This window comes from Vibrio sp. Scap24, from assembly GCF_013394185.1.
Taxonomy (GTDB): Bacteria; Pseudomonadota; Gammaproteobacteria; order Enterobacterales; family Vibrionaceae; genus Vibrio; species Vibrio pomeroyi.
Window position 1 is genome coordinate 2,508,402 of sequence record NZ_CP041332.1, and the last position, 21,510, is coordinate 2,529,911.

General features: G+C 45.1%; 15 protein-coding genes and 1 pseudogene. 10 read left to right on the forward strand and 6 right to left on the reverse strand.

Features of this window, described 5'->3' with window-relative positions:
• Window positions 1-45: 45 nt before the first annotated feature.
• The 4 genes from ureE to ureG all read left to right on the forward strand — a co-directional run bounded on the left by ureE (window position 46) and on the right by ureG (window position 2,576).
• Window positions 46-498: an urease accessory protein UreE gene (gene ureE, locus FLM53_RS11120; RefSeq protein WP_048663725.1), complete on the forward strand. Its 453-nt coding sequence runs from the start codon at window positions 46-48 to the stop codon at window positions 496-498.
• Between the two features lie 73 nt (window positions 499-571).
• Window positions 572-1,168 (forward strand): HupE/UreJ family protein, encoded by a 597-nt coding sequence (locus tag FLM53_RS11125; RefSeq protein ID WP_176681917.1) that lies wholly within the window; start codon window positions 572-574, stop codon window positions 1,166-1,168.
• Between the two features lie 40 nt (window positions 1,169-1,208).
• Window positions 1,209-1,889, forward strand: coding sequence for an urease accessory protein UreF (locus FLM53_RS11130; RefSeq protein WP_176681916.1), 681 nt, complete (start codon window positions 1,209-1,211; stop codon window positions 1,887-1,889).
• A gap of 48 nt (window positions 1,890-1,937) precedes the next feature.
• Window positions 1,938-2,576: an urease accessory protein UreG gene (gene ureG / locus FLM53_RS11135; protein WP_176681915.1), complete on the forward strand. Its 639-nt coding sequence runs from the start codon at window positions 1,938-1,940 to the stop codon at window positions 2,574-2,576.
• Between the two features lie 278 nt (window positions 2,577-2,854).
• Here ureG and FLM53_RS11140 read toward each other — a convergent pair.
• A pseudogene (locus FLM53_RS11140) lies at window positions 2,855-3,868 on the reverse strand (IS110 family transposase).
• Between the two features lie 121 nt (window positions 3,869-3,989).
• Complete coding sequence (gene xseA / locus FLM53_RS11145; protein ID WP_176681914.1) at window positions 3,990-5,336, reverse strand: exodeoxyribonuclease VII large subunit; 1,347 nt, start codon at window positions 5,334-5,336, stop codon at window positions 3,990-3,992.
• 244 nt (window positions 5,337-5,580) lie between these two features.
• Here xseA and guaB point away from each other — a divergent pair, with 244 nt between their 5' ends.
• From guaB to FLM53_RS11170, 5 genes are all read left to right on the forward strand, one after another.
• A complete protein-coding gene (gene guaB / locus FLM53_RS11150; protein ID WP_017062496.1) occupies window positions 5,581-7,044 on the forward strand; it encodes an IMP dehydrogenase in 1,464 nt (487 codons plus the stop codon).
• Window positions 7,045-7,246: 202 nt separating this feature from the next.
• Window positions 7,247-8,800 (forward strand): glutamine-hydrolyzing GMP synthase, encoded by a 1,554-nt coding sequence (gene guaA / locus FLM53_RS11155; RefSeq protein WP_176681913.1) that lies wholly within the window; start codon window positions 7,247-7,249, stop codon window positions 8,798-8,800.
• 323 nt (window positions 8,801-9,123) lie between these two features.
• The gene (locus FLM53_RS11160) at window positions 9,124-10,836 is read left to right on the forward strand and encodes a chitinase (protein WP_176681912.1); all 1,713 of its coding nucleotides are present in this window, start codon (window positions 9,124-9,126) and stop codon (window positions 10,834-10,836) included.
• Between the two features lie 274 nt (window positions 10,837-11,110).
• A complete protein-coding gene (locus FLM53_RS11165; RefSeq protein WP_176681911.1) occupies window positions 11,111-12,661 on the forward strand; it encodes a Na+/H+ antiporter NhaC family protein in 1,551 nt (516 codons plus the stop codon).
• A 770-nt stretch (window positions 12,662-13,431) separates the two neighbouring features.
• Window positions 13,432-14,025 (forward strand): acetate uptake transporter, encoded by a 594-nt coding sequence (locus FLM53_RS11170; RefSeq protein WP_176681910.1) that lies wholly within the window; start codon window positions 13,432-13,434, stop codon window positions 14,023-14,025.
• Between the two features lie 126 nt (window positions 14,026-14,151).
• Here the strand turns inward: FLM53_RS11170 and FLM53_RS11175 are convergent, their stop codons facing one another.
• The 4 genes from FLM53_RS11175 to FLM53_RS11190 form a co-directional block, all read right to left on the reverse strand.
• Window positions 14,152-15,699, reverse strand: a complete 1,548-nt coding sequence (locus FLM53_RS11175) for a sodium:alanine symporter family protein (RefSeq protein WP_176681909.1) — start codon at window positions 15,697-15,699, stop codon at window positions 14,152-14,154.
• A gap of 458 nt (window positions 15,700-16,157) precedes the next feature.
• Entirely contained in the window at window positions 16,158-17,498 is a 1,341-nt protein-coding gene (locus tag FLM53_RS11180; RefSeq protein WP_176681908.1) for an MBL fold metallo-hydrolase, read from the reverse strand.
• Window positions 17,499-17,645: 147 nt separating this feature from the next.
• Window positions 17,646-18,413 (reverse strand): 1-acylglycerol-3-phosphate O-acyltransferase, encoded by a 768-nt coding sequence (locus FLM53_RS11185; RefSeq protein WP_176681907.1) that lies wholly within the window; start codon window positions 18,411-18,413, stop codon window positions 17,646-17,648.
• Window positions 18,414-18,604: 191 nt separating this feature from the next.
• Window positions 18,605-19,549 (reverse strand): hypothetical protein, encoded by a 945-nt coding sequence (locus FLM53_RS11190; protein WP_176681906.1) that lies wholly within the window; start codon window positions 19,547-19,549, stop codon window positions 18,605-18,607.
• Between the two features lie 244 nt (window positions 19,550-19,793).
• Here FLM53_RS11190 and FLM53_RS11195 point away from each other — a divergent pair, with 244 nt between their 5' ends.
• The gene (locus tag FLM53_RS11195) at window positions 19,794-21,506 is read left to right on the forward strand and encodes a bifunctional 2-polyprenyl-6-hydroxyphenol methylase/3-demethylubiquinol 3-O-methyltransferase UbiG (protein ID WP_176681905.1); all 1,713 of its coding nucleotides are present in this window, start codon (window positions 19,794-19,796) and stop codon (window positions 21,504-21,506) included.
• Window positions 21,507-21,510 lie beyond the last annotated feature (4 nt).

Below are 21,510 nucleotides of genomic sequence, written 5' to 3' on the forward strand. Positions count from 1 at the left end.
TTATTTTGAACGTTATAAATCTCACGAGGAGATTGAGGTAATAGCATGATTGAACTGACTCAACTGAATACTCAAATACAAAATGCACCGGACGGCTATTTAAGCTTGCCGATCGATAGCCGCATTAAAAGTCGCCTTAAGGTGATACTCGATGACGGGCGCAATGCTGGATTGTTTCTACCACGCGGTCATATCTTGCGTGGCGGAGAGCAATTAACTAGTGAGTGTGGCTTAACTGTCGAAGTAAAAGCGGCGCCGGAAACCGTGTCGACCGTTTACTGTGAGGACTCGCATCTATTAACTCGTGTTGCTTATCACCTTGGCAACCGTCATGTTCCGCTACAAGTGGAAGCGGGCTGGGTGCGTTATCAACACGACCATGTTTTGGATGAAATGGTTGAAGGTTTGGGCGCGACTGTGACGACCGAAAAACAACCTTTTGAACCTGAAGGTGGCGCTTATGGCGGTCGCTCAGGTGGTCATCATCACCATCATTAATCGAGTCATTTGAGACTCACCCATTTATAGATACAACCACGATATTAATAACTATAAACGCAAGGAACTCGCGATGAACTTTAAAACAGCTGCAGGCTTATGCACTTTCACACTGGCTTCTCTAACAACATCGACATTGGCTTTGGCTCACCCGGGTCATGGTTCGCATTCGGTTCATGAGTCTCACTCATTTATGTCTGGCTTAACTCACCCTGTGACAGGTATGGATCACCTGATCATGCTGATCGCTTTTGGTCTGTTAATTGGCGCACTGTCGTTTTCAACCAAGATAAAAGCCGCTTTGATTGGTGGTGGATTGGCTTCATTGGTCGTTGGGCTTATCGCAGGCCAAGCCTTAGGTTTCTCTGTGATTGTTGAACCAGCAATCATCGCTTCTCTGTTCGTCGTCAGCCTATGTCTATGGCACGTATTCTCACCATCAACAAAGCGTGTAAACAGCGTATTAGTCGCTTCCATTGCGATGTTGTTTTTCCATGGTTACGCACACGGCGTTGAAGCTGCGAGTAACTTAACTCAATTTGCAACAGGCATGAGCATTACTGCTTTGGCATTAATGGTTGTCGGTACCTTTGTAGGGCGCGCAGTTTACTCTAAGTGGCTTTCAGTTGGCGTGGCTTCAGCGAGCGCACTATTACTGTTAGGCGCGTAACCTCTCGAATTTTTCGATTCTAGAAGACAGAGAGCAGAGTATGAGTACAACAGAAAATGTCGCGATTTATCGTCTGTTCCAATTGATCAGTCCGTCGTTGCCGATTGGTGGTTTCACTTATTCGCAAGGGCTAGAGCTGGCGGTTGAGGCTGGATGGGTGACCAACCGCGATAGCATGGAACAGTGGCTTAATACCATCGTTAGTTCCAGTGTCGCGACCTTGGAATTACCTATCTTAGAGCGTCTTTACCATGCTCTAGAAAAAGGTGAACTCGATGAGATTGAGCACTGGTGTAACTACTTGTACTCAAGCCGTGAAACCAGTGAATTACGAGCAGAAGAAAAGCAGCGCGGACATGCATTGAATACCTTGTTAAAGCGCTTAGAGATCGATATTTCGCTGGTGGATTCTGTTGATAGTCACCCAAACCAACTGTTGGGCATGTGTATCGCTGCTCAACATTGGGATATTGGTTTAGAAAGCCTCAAGCAAGGTTACTTATGGAGCTGGCTTGAAAATATCGTTACTGCAGGCGTCAAACTGGTGCCTTTAGGCCAAACCGATGGGCAGTTGGCGCTGATTAATATCACCAACACCTTTCCTGAGGTGATTGAGAAAGCACGCACGATAGAGGATTGGATGATAGGTAGCTTTTCGCCTTCGATGGCATTAGCGAGTTCACTGCACGAAACACAATACACACGACTATTTCGTTCGTAGCGGTCAGCGCTAACGAGGTAGCAAGAAAAGAATATAAGGAAGTAGACAATGGAAAGTTATAAGCAACCCCTTCGAATTGGTATTGGTGGCCCGGTTGGGTCTGGTAAAACAGCGTTGTTGGAAGTGCTATGTAAGGCGATTCGCGACAAGCTCAATATTGCCGTAGTAACCAACGACATCTATACCCAAGAAGATGCCAAGATACTTACACGAGCTGAAGCTTTAGAACCTGATCGTATTATCGGTGTAGAAACGGGTGGTTGTCCGCATACGGCGATTCGTGAAGATGCTTCGATGAACCTCGCAGCAGTCGAAGAGCTAGCTAAGCTACATAAGAACCTTGATGTGGTGTTTGTAGAGAGTGGTGGCGACAACCTGAGTGCGACTTTCAGCCCTGAATTAGCCGACCTGACTATCTACGTGATTGATGTAGCGGAAGGGGAGAAGATCCCACGTAAAGGTGGCCCGGGTATTACACGATCTGATCTTCTGGTTATCAATAAGATCGATTTGGCACCGTATGTTGGCGCGTCACTTGAGGTGATGGAGCAAGACACACAACGCATGCGTCCAACCAAGCCTTACGTGTTCACCAACCTCAAAGAGAGCAAAGGGTTAGACTTCATCATCAACTTTATTGTGACCGAAGGGATGCTCACCATGAAGGAGCCTTCTACGACTGAGTAGGGCTTAAATTCGTTAGTTTTTCTCAAGCCGTTAGATACTAAAATGTATGGTCCGCCCCGTTATTGCAACTACAATTAAGTAATAACGGAGTTGGTTTGCGCTAATGTATTCGGAGTCCTTGTTGGGAGCACTAGCTTCCCAGCTCCACGATGATATCCGCGCCAGATTATCCTTAAAAAGCCCAAAGCATTGATTGCTATTTTTTGTGTCAGGTTCTTAATCTGGCCGATTGACCGTTTTTGTCATCACGTTCATTGACGTTGCAAACTTGGTTATAGCTAAACAGCCTTAAAAGCTTGGCGGTGGTATAACACCGCCCAAGCTATCCTCACTAGCTTGTTGGCTAATGCGACTACCACTACATTAAATGGTTTGGTGGCTCGTAGATTCACAAGTCACTCTCCAAACACTTTCCCTGTCGTCTCTAGTCTAGAGAGTACAGCCCTTGCCCCATGGACAAACAGAGTTCTGAGGTGTTTATTCCCTCGTTTACTCATACCAAGTAGCTTGGTCTTTCCTCCCGTTGAGAATTGCCTTGGCACAAGCCCCAACCAAGCCGCCATCTCACGGCCATTGGTAAAGTTACTCGGAGAGCTTACATCGGCAATACACAATGTGGAGGTAAGATCACCAATTCCAGGGATAGTTTTTAATAATTGAGCACTTTCGTTGTTATTAACAATAGTTTGAAGCTTGTTATCTTGAGTTTTGATTTGTTCATTAAGGTACTTGTAATGCTCGTGGATAGATATCAATTCACATAGCAAGCTTTTTGGTAATGAGACGGTTTGTTCTGCTAACCATTGAAACAAAGACTTCATCTTTGCATGCCCTTTGGGAAAGCTAAGGCCGAACTCAAGTAAGATCGCTCCGATCCGCGACATAGTGGCAGTTCTCTCCTTGATATAACTATCTCTGACTCGATGAATCGCTGCGATGACTTGAGCCTCTTCACTTTTTACAGCTACAAACCTCATGGTCGGTCGACCCGCAGCCTCTGCGATCGCTGAAGCATCGATGAAATCGTTTTTATTGCCTTTGACATAAGGCTTAACATACTGAGGGGGAATAAGTCGGGGTTGATGCCCAAACTCACTACATTTTCGAGCAAGCCAATGAGCACCGCCACAGGCTTCGAAAGCAATAGTTGTTGGTTCTATTTTACTAAGAAAGATTAAGAGTTGGTTACGATTAAATTTACGACGAAGCACCTCCACACCACAACGGTTATGTGCGATAGCATGGAAGCAATGTTTACCTAGGTCGATACCTAAAATATGAATAGAAGACATATGGTTCACCTCATTCTGAGAGCCTACTCTAAGCTTAAGGGCTTGAGAGTGAGGCGGACCATATAATTAAGCCCTGTCGATTATCGATAGGGCTTTCTGGTTTCAAACGTTAGAGTCGAACTTAAAGCTCGCTCTTAGTAACTCTTGTGGTCACTTGCGACTCAATCACACCGTCTTCAACTTGAGTGGTGATCACTTCACCGACTTCGACATCGTTAATTGATGATACAGTCTTGCTCGATGCTGAATGAGTAATGCTGTAGCCGCGCTTTAGCGTTGCCAGTGGGCTTACTGTTTCTAACTTCTCTGCAGCCATAGCGAGCTGGTGGCGAGTCGTTAGTAACGTTTTATCCATCGCATCTAATAGCTTTTGCTCTGAACGTTGCAGATGCAGTTTCTGTTCGCCAAGACGTTTCACTGGCGAGTTCAATTGAAGCTGATGCTGTTTACGTTCAACACGCTGTGCATGCTGCTTTAGGTATTGAGTCATACCACGACGCAAACGCATATCTAGGTCATCAAGCTGCTGACTTTGCTTTTGCAGTTGGTAGCTCGGGTGTTGCTTTTCTAAGCGGTACTTCAACGTTTGGGTGGATTGCGCTTGTTTGATTAACACATGACGAATCGCACTGACTAAGCGAGCACGTTTAGACGCGAAAGCTTGTTCTTTATGACTGTTATCTCGGCTAACCAATTCAGCGGCTGCTGATGGTGTTGGAGCGCGCATATCTGCGACGAAATCAGCGATAGTGACATCAACTTCGTGGCCAACGGCGCTGATAATCGGTATTTGGCTTGCTGCGATTGTGCGAGCTACGATCTCGTTATTGAAGCACCATAGGTCTTCTAACGAACCGCCGCCACGACCCACGATCAACACATCACATTCATTGCGCTCATTGGCACGTCCAATCGCTTGAGCTATCTGAATAGCAGCCTCTTCGCCTTGAACCATGGTTGGGTAAACCACCACTGGCAGCGAAGGATCACGCCTCTTCAAGACATCTAGGATGTCAAACAGCGCTGCACCGGTTTTAGAGGTGATAACGCCAACGCGTTTCGGGTGTTCAGGAAGATCTTGCTTACTTGATTGAGCAAACAGCCCTTCTGCGGCAAGGTTCATCTTCAGCTTTTCAAACTCTTGTTGAAGCTTACCGTCACCCTCTGGCTGCATGCTTTCGATAATTAGCTGATAGTCACCACGTGGCTCATAAAGAGATAGGCGAGCTTTGACTAACACTTGATTGCCGTTCTGAGGCTTAAAGGTGACTCGGCGGTTATTGCCACGAAACATGGCGCACTTAACTTGAGCGCGAGAGTCTTTAAGCGTGAGGTACCAGTGACCAGAGACAGGTGCTGAGAAGTTTGAGATTTCACCAACGAGCCAGACTATTCCCATTTCGTTTTCTAATAGGAGACGAACCTCTGAGTTGAGGCGAGAAACAGTAAAGATGTTTGGATTAGTCATAGAAGCACTATCTTTCCTTGAAGGAAGGTCTTTCTTGGAATCTCACAGGGCGTGAGTATGGAAGATAGCGGCAATATAATACATAGCAAGGGGGTAAATGCAAATTAAAAATACAAAAATGTGTAGCCAAGCGATTTCGCCGTGCGTATAATCCGTCTGCAATATCAAATCCAAATCACTTTATTATGCGAAACGATAAAGTTGGGTTTACTCCTTTTAACACCTTTGTTGTGAGATATTGCAAATGCTACGAATCGCAAAAGAAGCTTTAACTTTTGATGACGTTTTACTCGTCCCAGCACACTCAACCGTTCTTCCGAACACAGCTGATCTTCGCACTCAGTTAACGAAAAACATTTCTTTAAACATCCCAATGATCTCTGCATCGATGGATACTGTTACGGAAGCACGCCTAGCAATTGCCCTTGCGCAAGAAGGTGGTATTGGCTTTATTCATAAGAATATGTCAATCGAGCAGCAAGCTGAAATGGTTCGCCAGGTTAAAATTTACGAAGCTGGTGTGGTTTCTCACCCAGTAACTGTAAGCCCTGACGCGACAATCGCTGATGTTGTAGCCCTTACTCAAAAACACGGCTTTGCCGGTTTCCCTGTTGTTACTGAAACAAACGAATTGGTTGGTATTATTACTGGCCGTGACGTTCGCTTTGTTACTGACCTTTCTAAGAAAGTTGATGTAGTAATGACGCCTAAAGCTCGCCTTGCTTCTGTTAAAGAAGGTGCAACTCGTGAAGAAGTTCAAGAGAAAATGCACGAAGCGCGTGTTGAAAAAGTTCTTGTTGTAAATGATGACTTCCAACTGACTGGAATGATCACTGCAAAAGATTTCCACAAAGCAGAACGTAAACCAAACGCTTGTAAAGATGAACGCGGCAGCCTACGAGTAGGTGCAGCTGTTGGTGCTGGTGCTGGTAACGAAGAGCGCGTTGCTGCTCTAGTTGAAGCTGGCGTAGACGTTCTACTTATCGACTCTTCACACGGTCACTCTGAAGGTGTACTTAACCGTATCCGCGAAACTCGCGCTGCATACCCTGATCTACAAATCATCGGTGGTAACGTAGCAACTGGCGCTGGCGCTCGTGCTCTTATCGAAGCTGGTGTTAGTGCGGTTAAAGTAGGTATCGGCCCTGGTTCAATCTGTACGACTCGTATCGTTACTGGTGTTGGTGTTCCTCAAGTAACAGCAATCGCAGACGCAGCTGAAGTTGCAAACGAATACGGTATTCCAGTAATCGCAGATGGCGGCATCCGCTTCTCTGGCGATATCTGTAAAGCTATCGTTGCTGGCGCATCTTGTGTGATGGTTGGTTCAATGTTTGCTGGTACTGAAGAAGCACCGGGTGAAGTTATCCTTTACAACGGTCGTTCTTACAAGTCTTACCGTGGTATGGGTTCTCTTGGTGCTATGTCTCAAGGTTCTTCTGACCGTTACTTCCAATCTGACAACGCTGCAGACAAGCTTGTTCCAGAAGGTATTGAAGGTCGTATCGCATACAAAGGTCGTCTAAAAGAGATCGTTCACCAACAGATGGGCGGTCTACGCTCAAGCATGGGCCTAACAGGTTCTGCAACTGTTGAAGACATGCGTACTAAAGCTGAGTTTGTTCGTATCTCTGGTGCGGGCATGAAAGAATCTCACGTACACGATGTTCAAATCACGAAAGAAGCACCTAACTACCGTTTAGGTTAATAATACGTCCAAACGTTTGAATAATGTGCTGATTTAGTCGGCACATTATTTTATCTACCGTCTGTTTTGTTGAACGTATGATTTTTGCAAAACATCGACTTACAGATAACCAACGAAAACGTTTGCTTTATTTCTTGAAGAGTTAATCAGAGGTGAGTAAACTCGCCTCCGTTTTATCACATAGCCAATAAGACTGCTTACAATGACTAAAAATATTCATGACCAACGTATTCTAATTCTGGACTTCGGTTCTCAATACACACAGCTAGTAGCTCGTCGTATTCGTGAGATCGGTGTTTACTGTGAACTTTGGAGCTGGGACGTAGAAGAAGCGGATATTCGTGAATTCAATCCAGATGGTATCATCCTATCTGGTGGCCCTGAAAGTGTAACGGAAGAGAACTCTCCACGTGCACCTCAGTACGTATTTGATTCAGGTGTTCCTGTATTCGGTATCTGCTACGGCATGCAAACTATGGCTGAGCAACTTGGCGGTAAAGTAGCAACGTCTACTGAACGCGAGTTCGGCTACGCTGCTGTACAAGTGACTGGTGAATCTGCACTTTTCGCTGACCTTGAGTCTACTCAAGATGTTTGGATGAGCCACGGTGACAAAGTAGTTGAGATCCCAGCTGATTTCACAAAGGTCGCTGAAACAGACACTTGCCCATACGCTGCAATGGCAAACGAAGAGAAGAAGTACTTCGGTGTTCAATTCCACCCAGAAGTAACACACACTAAAAACGGCCTGAAAATGCTTGAGAACTTCGTTCTTAACGTATGTGGTTGTGAAGGTCTGTGGACTTCAGCTTCAATCATTGAAGATGCAGTTGCACGTATTAAAGAACAAGTAGGTGACGACGAAGTTATCCTTGGTCTTTCTGGTGGCGTTGATTCATCTGTAGTTGCGATGCTTGCTCACCGTGCTATCGGCGACAAACTAACATGTGTATTTGTTGATAACGGCCTTCTTCGTCTAAACGAAGCTGAGCAAGTTATGGATATGTTTGGTGACCAGTTCGGCCTAAACATCATCAAAGTAGATGCAGAAGATCGTTTCCTTAAAGCTCTGGAAGGCGAAGCTGAACCAGAAGCTAAGCGTAAGATCATCGGTCACGTATTCGTAGATATCTTCGATGAAGAGTCTAAGAAACTGTCTAATGCTAAATGGCTTGCTCAGGGTACTATCTACCCAGACGTAATCGAGTCTGCGGCATCTAAGACTGGTAAAGCACACGTAATCAAATCTCACCACAACGTTGGTGGCCTTCCTGATGATATGGAAATGGGCCTTGTTGAACCTCTACGTGAGCTGTTTAAAGATGAAGTACGTAAGATCGGCCTTGAGCTTGGTCTTCCATACAACATGCTTTACCGCCACCCATTCCCGGGTCCTGGTCTAGGTGTTCGTGTTCTTGGCGAAATCAAGAAAGAGTACTGTGATCTACTGCGTCGCGCAGATGCTATCTTCATTGAAGAGCTTCACGCTGCTGACCTTTACCACAAAGTATCTCAAGCATTCACGGTATTCCTACCAGTACGTTCAGTTGGCGTAATGGGCGATGGTCGTAAGTACGATTGGGTTGTATCTCTACGTGCTGTAGAAACTATCGACTTCATGACTGCTCACTGGGCACATCTACCATACGACTTCCTAGGTAAGGTATCTAACCGTATTATCAACGAAGTTAACGGCATTTCACGTGTTGTTTACGATATTTCTGGTAAGCCACCAGCAACTATCGAGTGGGAATAATCTCTTAGAGATTTAACCAGCTTTGATTAAGATCTTAAGCCTCGAACTCAGTTCGGGGCTTTTTTCTTTTCGATTTATTACATTGATTCATTGCATTAAAGGCTTGTGAGCAACACTTAGAAACCAAGTGAACAATACCTAGAAACTGAATCAGTTGGAAACTAGATATCAGCTCAAGAAAGTATGAGACGTGCTGTTACGTTGAACTATACATAAAACTATCACTCGCACTTTTTATAAATTCACACCTCAACAGCTAGGCTATTTCCCACGTGCCACATACTCTTTGATGGACTTATTAAGGACAGATAAGAGAATCCATCATGTTAAGAATCAAATATTTGGCGACAGTACTGGGCTGCACCTTAGCAGCACAAAGTCATGCGTCTTTGAACATTCAACCTGATCCGCAAAACCCGAATGGCTACCTTGTTGAAAAGTCGGCGTTACAAGCCGCTGAACAAGCAAAAACCTCGGATCCTATGTATGCGATCTGGTCACAAGCATTACAAACTCGTTCGAACACCATCGTTGAAGCGATTGAGCCCGGTTCACCTTCTAACCCTGAAAACGTAAAACGGGTTGAGCGTGTATTCCCTCAATCTGAATGGGATTTCCTTACTCAGATGGCGGCACCAGAATACACTTACACTCGTTTCTTACGTGCGATTGGTAAATTCCCTGCGTTCTGTGGAGAGTACACCGACGGCCGTGATTCTGATGCCATCTGTAAGAAATCCATCATCACTGCTTTTGCTCACTTCTCTCAAGAGACGGGCGGTCACATAGCAATAGATAACACCTCTGATAACCCATTAGCTCTCGAAGAGTGGCAGCAAGCGCTGGTACATGTTCGTGAAATGGGGTGGTCTGACGGTCAAGAAGGCTACACCACTGGTTGTGGTCAGAACGATTGGCAAAATGCACGCTGGCCATGTGCCGCAGGGCAGGGCTACTTCGGTCGTGGCGCTAAACAGCTTTCTTACCACTTTAACTACGGTGCCTTCTCTGAGGTGATGTTCGATGGTGATGCGACGGTGCTATTGAATAATCCGGGCTTAGTGGCTGACTCATGGTTGAACTTAGCTTCAGCTATCTGGTTCTTCTTAACCCCACAAGCGCCTAAACCGGCCATGCTGCATGTTATCGACCGTACATGGACGCCATCTCAACGTGAATTGGATGCTGGGATTGGTTATGGCTTTGGTACCACAATCAACGTGATCAACGGTGGTATTGAGTGTGGTGAACAGAATAAAGACAAAGGCCAGCCAGTTAACCGCATTCGTTACTGGGAAGGGCTAGCGGCGCACTATGAAATTCCTGTAGAAGCGGATGAAGCGAATACCTGTTGGCAGCAAACGCCTTATGGAAGTTTGAACCTTAATGGCGCCACTGACGTGCTGTACACCAACTGGGATGGTAACTGGAAATACTACGCAGACCGCCCAGAAGGCTACTCATTTGAATGTGAGTTGGTTGGTTTCCAAACGGCATATTCAGCGCTAGTGGCGGGCGATTACGAGAAGTGTGTGACTAACTTCTATGGCTCTCATGCGAGTTGGCCTGAAGTGAAAGTGGTCGACAAGCTTGATCCGGTAGACCCAGGAACCGATCCTGGCGGTAACGGCTGGAGTGCGACTAAGGTTTACAACGCTGGCGATCAAGTGACTCACAACGGTGCGACTTACGAAGCGAAATGGTGGACTCAAGGGGATGACCCTAACAATGGCGGCCCTTGGAAACTAGTAGCAGGGGAGCCAACACCACCAGTAGTGACTGACCCAGCTCCTGTTGACCCTGCACCAATCGATCCTGCTCCGGTGAACCCTACACCAGTTGAGCCGCCAGTAACTGAGCCACCTGTCGTTGTTGACCCATCGGTGTTTATCACATGGGAAGCGGGCGTTAGCCAAGTAAGTAACGGTGACAAAGTGACACATAACGGCAAGTGCTTCGTGGCTAAAAATGGTCCGGGTGTTTGGGAGAGTCCTGTTCAATCGAATTGGTTCTGGGATGAAGTCAGTTGTAATTGATAGTCTAAATATCGAAAAAGCGGTTTAAACGACGAGTTCAATATTACGACTGTAGCGATATTAATAGTCAAATGCCGAAAGTTTCTACTTTCGGCTTTTTTTCGTTTCGAACTTGGCGGTCTAGGAAGGTCGATGGACCTATTCGGCTATGTTAATGCGCATTTAAAGACTAATTATCCAGTTAGAGAATAAAGTCCTGTACAAATTGTGGTTGTGAATTTATATTCAAATTTAATTTATATTTATTCTTTATTTTTAGGGTTAAGGTGTACCTATGGAACAGACAGATATCACGTCACTCATCCCCATTGTGATTACTTTGGTGTTGTCGTTGGCGACAAGGAATGTGGTGATAGGCCTTTTTGCTGGCGTGCTAAGTGGCGTTGCGATGTTGACTGGCATGTTTAGCGAACTTAACCCGCTTGATACGTTTGGTACCATGGTTAAAGGTTACTTAGTCCCTCAGCTTACTGATAGCTACAATGCTGGCGTGATTATGCTGTTGGTGTTCATCGGAGGCTTTGTTGCCTTGATGGAGAAATCGGGCGGTGGCGTTGCGTTTGCTAAGCGTGTTACCCAATGGGTAAGCAATAAATGCCAAGCTCAAATCTCAGCATGGTTTGGGGGAATCGTTATATTTTTCTCTGACTTAGGCACCCCTTTAATCGTTGGCCCTGTTTTTCGTCCCCTTTTCGATAAACTGAAACTTTCAAGACAGAAGCTAGCATTCATTATTGATTCAACCTCATCGCCAGTTGCGATCCTGATTCCTTTCATTGGATGGGGCGTTTACATCATGAGCCTGATTCAAAAAGAGTTCACGGCTTTGAATGTCAACATGTCTGACTGGGATGCATTCATCGGTGCGATTCCTTTTCAGTTCTACGCATTCCTAGCGATTTTCATCGTTCCTTTGGTTTCATTTAAAGGCTTAGATTTCGGACCGATGGCAAAAGCCGAGCGTGATTGCCAAGCGGGAGTTAATTCTGGCGTGAATAGCGAATCACTTAATCCTTTTTCGCATAAAAATGCAAAGGCCTCTTTTGTTTGGGCTCCGTTGTTAGTGATGCTAATGGTATTGTGTGCCATGTTAGTTCCACAAGGCTTCCCATTCCAAAAGGTTGCAGGCTCATCATTCAGAGCAGCATTATCTTCGGCTTACTTCTTTGCTGCGATTACCTTGATCTCGTTGATGGCTTACTACGGTGTAAGAAAGCTTTCTGATGGTGTTTCCGTATACCTAAAGGGTATGGGGAACATGATGCCCGTCGCGATTATCTTGGTACTGGCGTGGGCGTTAAGCTCGATTGGTAAAGAGTTAGGTGCGGCAGCTTATATTGCAGAACAAGCGCAGAGCGGTTTCCCTTACTGGTTAGTGCCTGCGGTAGCCTTCTTGCTGTCGGCTATTATCTCATTCGCTACGGGGTCGTCATGGGGAACCTTTGCCATCATGATGCCGTTGGTTATCCCAACCGCGATTGCAATTGATGCACCGCTGTTAGTTGCGATTGGTGCGGTGCTATCTGGCGGCTTGTTTGGTGATCACTGCTCACCGATCTCTGAAACCACCATTCTCTCTTCGACAGGTGCCGGGTGTGACCAGTTTGAGCACTTTAAGACACAACTGCCTTACGCATTGATGAACGGATCTATTGCTCTAGTGAGCTTTGTTGTTGCAGGCTTTACTGGTAGTTCGTTGGTTGTGTTAGGTGCGCTTGTCGCTCAGTTGGTTGTTGTAACACTGCTAGCCAAGCGTGATGCGAGTAAAAACGCTTCTTCAGAAGTTCAATCTCAAGTGTCTGAATCTAAAGCTCAACAAGCGTAATTTAAGATGACAAATGGGGGATGAGATTTAATGAAATAGATACGGGATGCGAGTAAACGAGTAACGAAAAGCTCGCTCTCTTGATCTTCATCTCATTTACTCGCACCTAAGCAAGCCTTCGTCATTCCCTACAGTGAGGAACGAACGTGATAGGGAATCTCTTTAGTGCGCCAAACGTGCTTATATCGAAGATGAGATTCCAGATACCTCGTTCCTCGATTCTGGAATGACGATTCGATGAATAGATACGGGATGCGAGTAAACGAGTAACGAAAAGATCGTCCTATTATTACTCGTGTTTGCTATTTAGTTTCTCGCTTACTCAATCTGAACGCGCTGTTCGCATCCCGCATCTCGTTACCCGCATCTACATAAACCTCCGTCATTCCCTACAGTGAGGAACGAACGTGATAGGGAACCTCTTGTTTGCCATAAGTGCTTCTATCGAAGATGATATTCCAGATACCTCGTTCCTCGATTCTGGAGTGACGATTCAATCGAGACCTGCTCTTCGTATCCCGCTTACTTGAATCTCAAGACTCTTTTCGCATCTCGCATCTCGCATCTTTTTATAGCGTGATAGGGAATCTGCTCATTGATAGTTTCTGTGAATCAATACAGCTTGTTATGAAACTAATCTTCCATGTGATCATTTCAACAACCTTAGTTTTCGATAACTGGATTACCCCAAAAGCAATTTATCAATTAAAATTTTCTTACAAATTTTATCGATTTTTTTTAATCAACCACTTTAATAAGGTAAATTCGCAATGTCGACCAAACTAGCTAACCCAGCGCCATTAGGCTTAATGGGTTTCGGTATGACCACTATTCTTCTTAATATCCACAACGCAGGTTTCTTCCCAATGGATTCAATGATCCTTGCGATGGGTATTTTTTACGGTGGTTTGAGCCAAGTTATCGTGGGCACTATGTGTTTCAAACGTGGTGACACGTTCGGTACAACTGCGTTTACTTCTTACGGCCTATTCTGGTTGTCTTTGGTTGGTTTGATTGTAATGCCTTACATGGGCCTACCAGCAAGCCCTGCGGCATTCATGGGTTGGTACCTACTACTATGGGGCATCTTCACAGGCTTCATGTTTATCGGCTCTCTATGCTACCCAGTAGCGAAGCAAGTAGTATTCGGTTCACTAACTATCTTGTTCTTCTTACTTGCAGCTCATAACTTCACAGGCAGCGCATTGATCGGCACTATCGCTGGTTTTGAAGGCATCTTCTGTGGCGCTTCTGCTATTTACTTTGCAATGGCACAAGTAATCAACAACGAATACGGCCGCACAGTACTGCCAGTTGGTGAGAAGAAAGCTCCTCAAATGGCAACACAAGAAATCGCTGCATAATTTAGCGTTTCTTAGAAATATAAAAAAAGGGTTAGCCATGGCTAACCCTTTTTTGCATCTTGCTTCAAAGAAAAACAGAATCTAAAACATCGTTATCATTTAAAGCAATATCACTGTTTGAACGTCTTACGCTGAAGGCTGCTCAACAGGCTTGCTGTCTGCCGCTTCGGCTTCAGGCGATTTGCCCGTTTTGCGCTTGTACTTCTCTTCCCAGTAAGTAGCACCTTTAATGCCTAGTTTCACAGGGTTGAACGTGTACTCAGTTACGCCTTGTTTCTGTTGTTCTTCGTAATCAGCCAGTGCTTTAAGCGCAGGCTTAGACATGAAGAAGATAATCAGAATACCGACGATGTTTAACCATGCCATCAAGCCAACACCAACATCACCCATTGCCCATGCAAGGTTCGCTGTTTTAACTGTGCCATAGAAAACTGCAGTGATAAGAACAAGCTTAAGTACGAACATCATGCCAGGGATCTTGATGGTACGACGTAGGTAAGCAATATTCGTTTCTGCGATGTAGTAGTAAGCAAGAATCGTTGTAAATGCGAAGAAGAACAGAGCAAATGCGATGAATGGCTTACCAATGCCTGGTAGTGCACTTTCAATAGCAAGCTGTGTAAATACAGGACCATTCGCGCCGATGTTTGCTGCTAGGTTCTGAACAAGGAATACACCTTCAGCTCCACCGTGAACGTTGTAAGCACCAGTGATGATGATCATGAACGCTGTAGCAGAACATACTAGAAGTGTATCGATGTAGATAGAGAACGCTTGTACCAAACCTTGTTGAGCAGGGTGATCAACACTTGCAGCCGCTGCCGCGTGAGGACCAGTACCTTGACCTGCTTCGTTTGAGTAAACGCCACGCTTAACACCCCAACCAATTGCAGCACCGAAGCCTGCCATAGGTGTGAATGCATCACCAACAATCATTGCGAAAACAGTTGGCACTTGGCTGATGTTTAGCAGAATGATAACGAACGCGATGATGATGTAAGCCAATGCCATGAAAGGAACAACGATCTGTGTGAAGTTCGCAATACGTTTAACACCACCAAAGATGATGAAAGCAAGGATGATAGCGACAACAGTACCAGTGAAAATTTTAGCAAAACTGAATGTACCAACAGCTGTTTCGATCATATCACCTGAACCAAATGCAGCTTCTACAGCGTTACCGATACTGTTTGACTGAACACCTGGAAGTAAAATACCACAAGCAAAAATAGTCGCGATTGCGAAGATCCATGCGTACCACTTCTGACCCATCGCTTTTTCGATGTAGTAAGCCGGACCACCACGGAACTGGCCTTCGTCTTCTTCTTTATAGATTTGCGCTAGCGTTGATTCTGCATACGCAGTCGCGGCACCAAAGAAGGCTACAACCCACATCCAGAATACTGCACCTGGGCCACCGAAACCGATAGCAGCAGCAACACCTGCAATGTTACCTGTACCTACACGGCCAGATAGCGAAACAGCGAGAGCTTGGAAAGACGAGATGCCTTTTGACGAGCTTTTACCCGAAAGTAACAAGCGCCACATTTCAAAGAAGTGACGGATTTGTACAAATCGAGTCATGACGGAGTAGAACAAACCTGCACCTAAACATAGGTAGATAAGCACTGGACTCCAGATAATTCCATTCAAAAAATCAACGAATGACTGCATGAGTATTTTCCCTGTTAGTTTTACTTGTGATTGTTTTTCGAACAACACAATACTTCACTTGTAACCTGAGTGTTAAATTATTTAACTGCGCATTGGGATTACTGTGACATAAAGCATGTTACAGGGGCTAATTGTTAACGCTTAGTGCTATTTAGGAAATCGTTCTATTTAAACGCAAGTGCAACTAGTTGCTTTGTTTCGGGTTTTGCAAAGTGAATAAATAGTGATTAATACAAACAAGTAAGTTTCGCGATCGGTAACTAAGAAAGGGTGGTGATAAAATAGACGAATCGACCATTTAGCATGAACGGCTGTTAGAGTGATTTTGTTTCGGGTAAGTTAGAATATATCACTTGCTCAGAATAGGTAGGCAGTTTTAGAACGCTATCATTTTTTGAGGGGATAAAATGATAGTTTCTATCTTTACGGTAGGAAAAGTGCCTAATTAGACACTTGTTTCAAACGACCTTGAATCCCTGTTTTAGCAACTCTTGAGCGAATTCAGACTGAGTATTTGGTTCGCCATGTATTAAATGCAGCTCTTTTGGCTTAACAGGAATGCCAGTAATAAATCGATTGAGATCCTCTTTATCGGCATGAGCCGAGTAGCCAGACATGCCATGAATTTGAGCATTCACGTTCACTTGTTTGTTGTCGATTGAAACCTGCGTTTCACCTTGTTGAAGCTCTCTTCCAAGGGTTCCATGAGCTTGGTATCCTGCCAGAATCACATCGGTTCGTTTATCTGGAAGTAAGGCTGATAAGTAGTTCATGATCCTGCCACCCTGACACATTCCAGATGCCGCGACCACAATCGCTGGTTCACCTGTCGACTTGAGGCGATTAACGATTTTCTTATGCATTCTATGCCCATCAACAGCAATACACTGATCAAAAGCAAGTGGGTGACGTTTCAGTTCTAGGCGTTGTTTTGCTTCTTGTCCCCAGAGTTCTTTAAAACGTCGATAGGAACGTGTCACTTTCTCTGCCATCGGAGAATCGAGGATGATAGGAATATCGGCGCTGAGTTGATGCTCAAAGATCAGGTGTTCGATATCAAATAACAGCTCTTGTGTTCGACCGATACTGAACGCCGGAATTAGGATGACACCGCCATCGAGTAGTGAACGATCAATGATTGCTTTAAGACGCTCTGCTCGTGTTGCAATATCATCATGTGTACTTGTGCCATAAGTGGATTCGATAAACAGATAGTCGGCTTGTTGTGGCGGCATAGGGTCCGGAAGCAAGGGTGTGTTGCTTGGCCCTAAGTCCCCAGAAAATACGACCACTTCTTGATTAGGTAACTTTATCTCGATATAGGCAGAACCCAAGATATGTCCAGCAGGTTGAAAACGAGCATACAGAGTATTTGGCCTACTATGATCCTTTCCGTTGTTTTGCGGTTTAGAGATGATAGGAAACCAATTTCCATAAGGCTTGGGCGCGATTAACGAATGAATCTTTTTAAGGATGAGTTTGGATTGTTTATGACTGAGCCCTAGTAGTTTTAAGCCGTCTTCAATCATTAAAGGGGCAAGTTCAGCCGTCGCTTGAGTACAATAAATCGGTTGGTTAAAGCCGGTGGCGAGTAACCAAGGCAGTCGTCCAATATGATCAATATGAGTATGGGTTAGCAGTAGGGCATTGAGGTGGGATGTTTCAAAATCGATATCAAGAGGGCGTGTGTCTCTACCCTGAAACAAGCCACAATCGATGAGCACCGCTTGGCCTGAATCTCTTAACTCGTGACAAGATCCTGTGACCGTATGTTTACCGCCATGGTGAATCACTTCCATCGTTTACTCCCATTGCTCTATCAAGCCGTTAGTGCCTGTTTTTATTTTGCGGATAAGCGCCAGCAAGTAAAACAAGAACAATGAGAGTTGCGATCGTTGAGTATCTTTTTAAGTAACTGAGCGATGACTCAGTGTGTTCGTTGCGAGTTAGTTAGTGGAAGAACGGTCTGAATCAAGCTCTGGGTTTTGTTGTGATTCCAATCTAGCGACTTCGGCATCAAGCTCTGCAATCTTCTCAGCCATTAGCGCATGGCAGTGATTGGCCAGCTCTCTAGCGTCACTCAGTTTGTATCCAGACACATCAATAGGTTCAAGCATCTCGGTAATCACAATACCGTTGTTTAATCGGTTAAAGTCGATTTTGTTGTGAGTGGTGCTCGTGCACATAGGGGTGATAGGCACACCCGCCTCAATTGCCATTCGGAAAGCGCCAGTTTTGAAAGGCAATAGCCCGCGGCCTTTACTACGAGTTCCTTCAGGGTAAACCCACACAGACAGATCTCGTTGATGAATCGCTTCTGCCACTTGTTTGATGGTATCGCGCGCTTTCGACTTGTCTTCACGATTGATCAAAATGTTCCCCGTGATCCAATACAGCAGCCCAAAAAACGGCACTACTAACAAATCGCGCTTTCCTAAAGAAACGGTGCGTGGTCTTAGCATTCCAGGGTCGGTGACAAAGTCCAATATGCTTTGGTGGTTAGAGATATACACGCTTTTTTCTGGTGTTGGCGCATTCTCTAGGCCGCGCTGAACCAGTTTTACACCAACTATCTTTTGTAGTTGATTGAACCAACGACAGAAAACGTACACATGCTTAGGGTTCTTGGGGCTAAACAAGCAGTAAACAAAAGCACATAAAGTGGTGAAAATAATAAACACTGTCGCCAAAATAATACGAAGAACAGCAAGCACAACTCACTCCTTATTCACTGCAAGGGTGCAGCGATTAAATAGTTTTAGATAGTTGAAGTTTTCACTCTATTTAACCGAATTGCAACAATTAACTGTGCTAGAGGTCTTTTTTTAGATCTTTATATAAAACAATGACTAACAATAGGTATTAGACGCGCATATCGAGCTTACACGTGTTCACCAGTAATGGTTCATGATAACCAATATTGTTTATTTGGGTCCGTTTTTTCTACCCATTCAGGATCTTGGCGTGCCTCTAAATAGAGTTGCAGGCCGTTGTAAGACATGAAAGCTGCGGGGCCACCAAGGTGTTCAAAATAGTCAAAATAATCATCTTCAAGCGCACATAGCTGAGCTAAGTCTTCCACCTTGTTTGCGATTGCCCATTGAATTGCAAACACTGGAGCCGTTGAGCCTGAAACCGACACTTCTTCAATATTGGGGTTAAACATCGCGTTAGCCTGTTCCAGTAAAATCTCTTGTTGTTCAGATTCTTGCTGCAGCACCTCGTCGATGATCGCCAAGCGCTTGGTATTCGAGACATTCTTATTCAGCTTCGCAATTTTCAGTGCGTAGCTAAACCTTTCTGATGAAACAATATTGACCAGCTCTGAGAGTAGTTCTTTGTCTACGCCTGCAGCCTTGGTGAAATAGTCGATACAAGAATGGATTGAAGCATAACGAGTGCCTTCAAATTCAAAGCCACTAGTTTCGTCGTAGGCCTCAATCGCGGTGTTATCAACCGACAAAGGCCAACCTTGATACTCGACTCGCTGCTTGGCGATTTGATACATCTTCCAAGCGCTGCGCCCAAAACCGCCAAGTGTCGAGCCTGTAAACTCGCTGTCTATCAGCTCTTGCTCAGTCCAGTTCTCACCAATGCCTAAGTGCTTGGCATACTTATCTATGAGTGCATGCTTTATCTGGTCGCGCACCGCCCATATAGATGTCAGGTCTTTCGCGTACTTAACACTCGCGCACTCTTTACACGCTGGTAGTGCTATCGGCACATGACCAACCTTGGCAAAAAGCTGAGCAGTTTTAGGAAACTCAACGCTGTGATCAGAAGGCTCACCACAAAACCAACAGGTGTGGCGCAGGTTGAACGGGATATCTATGTAGGAGTATTGAGTCATTGAGCTTCTATCGGCTAGGGATTGAGGTTAGGGGGATTGTTGTAAAAGTAATTATCTCTATTTGAGTGTCACCTTGCACCTGGTTTATTTCACTTTTCTTTGGATGAGTTCGATAGGGATATGTTGATATAAAACAGCCACTAATGATGAATGTTGACGGATGTTGCTGAACCTACATGTGCCGCTAGTAATCCTATTAGGCCACCATTACTATAGGACTAGTCTCCTTACTCCAATAGTGTATATGTCCTCATCGATTCCTTTTTACGATAAAAATGCTCCTGCACTTTGTCAGCAGTACAACTCCGTGGCTTTCGAAGTGGTACATAAAAGCTGGCAAGCTTACTGGCCTTTAGAGGGCGATAAGGTGTTAGATGTCGGTGCGGGCAGTGGCCGTGATGCGTTATGGATGCAAAAGGCTGGAGCTGAAGTTATTGCGATAGAACCCAGTGCGTCATTACGCGATCAAGGTGCTGAACATACTGGGCCAAGTGTTACATGGTTAGATGATTCACTGCCATCATTGAGCCGAACAGAAAACCTCGGAATGCGTTTTGACCTGATATTGGTGAGTGCTGTTTGGATGCACCTTGCACCGTCATATCGAGAGCGAGCATTCAGAAAGTTATCTAACTTACTCGCTCCAAATGGCAAGTTGGTGATTACGCTACGTCACGGAGAGTTTCATGACGACCGAGAGGGCTATGAGGTCTCTGTTGAAGAGCTTGAGCGTTTATCGAAGAACAGTGCTTTGTTGGTGCGTCATCTTGATAACAGCCAAGACACATTGAACCGCAGTGAGGTTTGGTGGCAAACCGTAGTGATGACGTTGCCAGATGACGGTTCGGGTGACTTAAACAAGGTGCGCCACATTATTGTGAATGACAATAAGTCGGCTACATACAAATTGGCATTGTTAAGAACCTTACTACGAATCGCAGATGCCCATTCAGGTGCCGTGCTAGATCGAACCGATGGAAAAATATCTCTACCTGTGGGTTTGGTTGCTCTGTATTGGGTTAGGCAATTTAAGCGTCTAATTGATATCGATATAGAAGGCGTTGGGATTCAGCAAAACAGCAACACGAGTAAAGGCCTAGGGTTTGTAAAAGACGATGGTTGGAACAAGCTCAAACACCTCAGTGCCGATGATTTAGCGATTGGTACCATGTTTTTGGGCGAGGAAGCCAAAGCATTGCAGAAGCTGTTTTCACAAACGATCAGTACTCTTAAATCGGGTCCAGTGACCTTTATTTATCAAGGCTCTAAAGAGAATAAGTTGTTTGAGATACTCCCACCTCAGCAGCGACGTAAGAGTCGAGAATCACTGGTCATCGACAGTGAGTTCTTAGCAAGCTTTGGTTACTTCACACTGGATGAAAGCTTATGGGAATGTTTCAGAATCTATCACTCTTGGATTGAGCCGCTAGTCGTGAATCAATGGGTGATGGAGATGCAGCGTTTTGAGTTAAATCGACAGCGCAACATTTCACTACAGACCTATCACGACTGCTTAGTATGGATTGACCGAAACCACGATACTCGTGACGTACGCAAGAGAGTTGAACAGCTTAGATCGGATCAGGCAGACATTGTCAGTGTCTGGAGTGGAAAGTCATTAAAAAATGAGTATCACGTTGATCACTGTCTGCCTTTTGCTTACTGGCCGAATAACGACAAGTGGAACCTCTTTCCAACCACAAGCAAAGAGAATCTAAGTAAAAGTGACAAAGTGCCTACCGCTGAAAAACTTCGCGCGTCTAAACCTCGTATTCTCGAATGGTGGCAATTGGCGTGGAGTGATTCGGCTCATTTTGAACAGCAGTTCTTTTCTGAAGCGGCACTTTCTTTACCCAATATTCCACCACAGTGTCGAGACTTCGAAGAGGTGTTTGACGCAATGGGTCTGCAGGTACGCGGTGTGAAAAGCCGACTATTAATCAATGAGTGGCACTGATCGC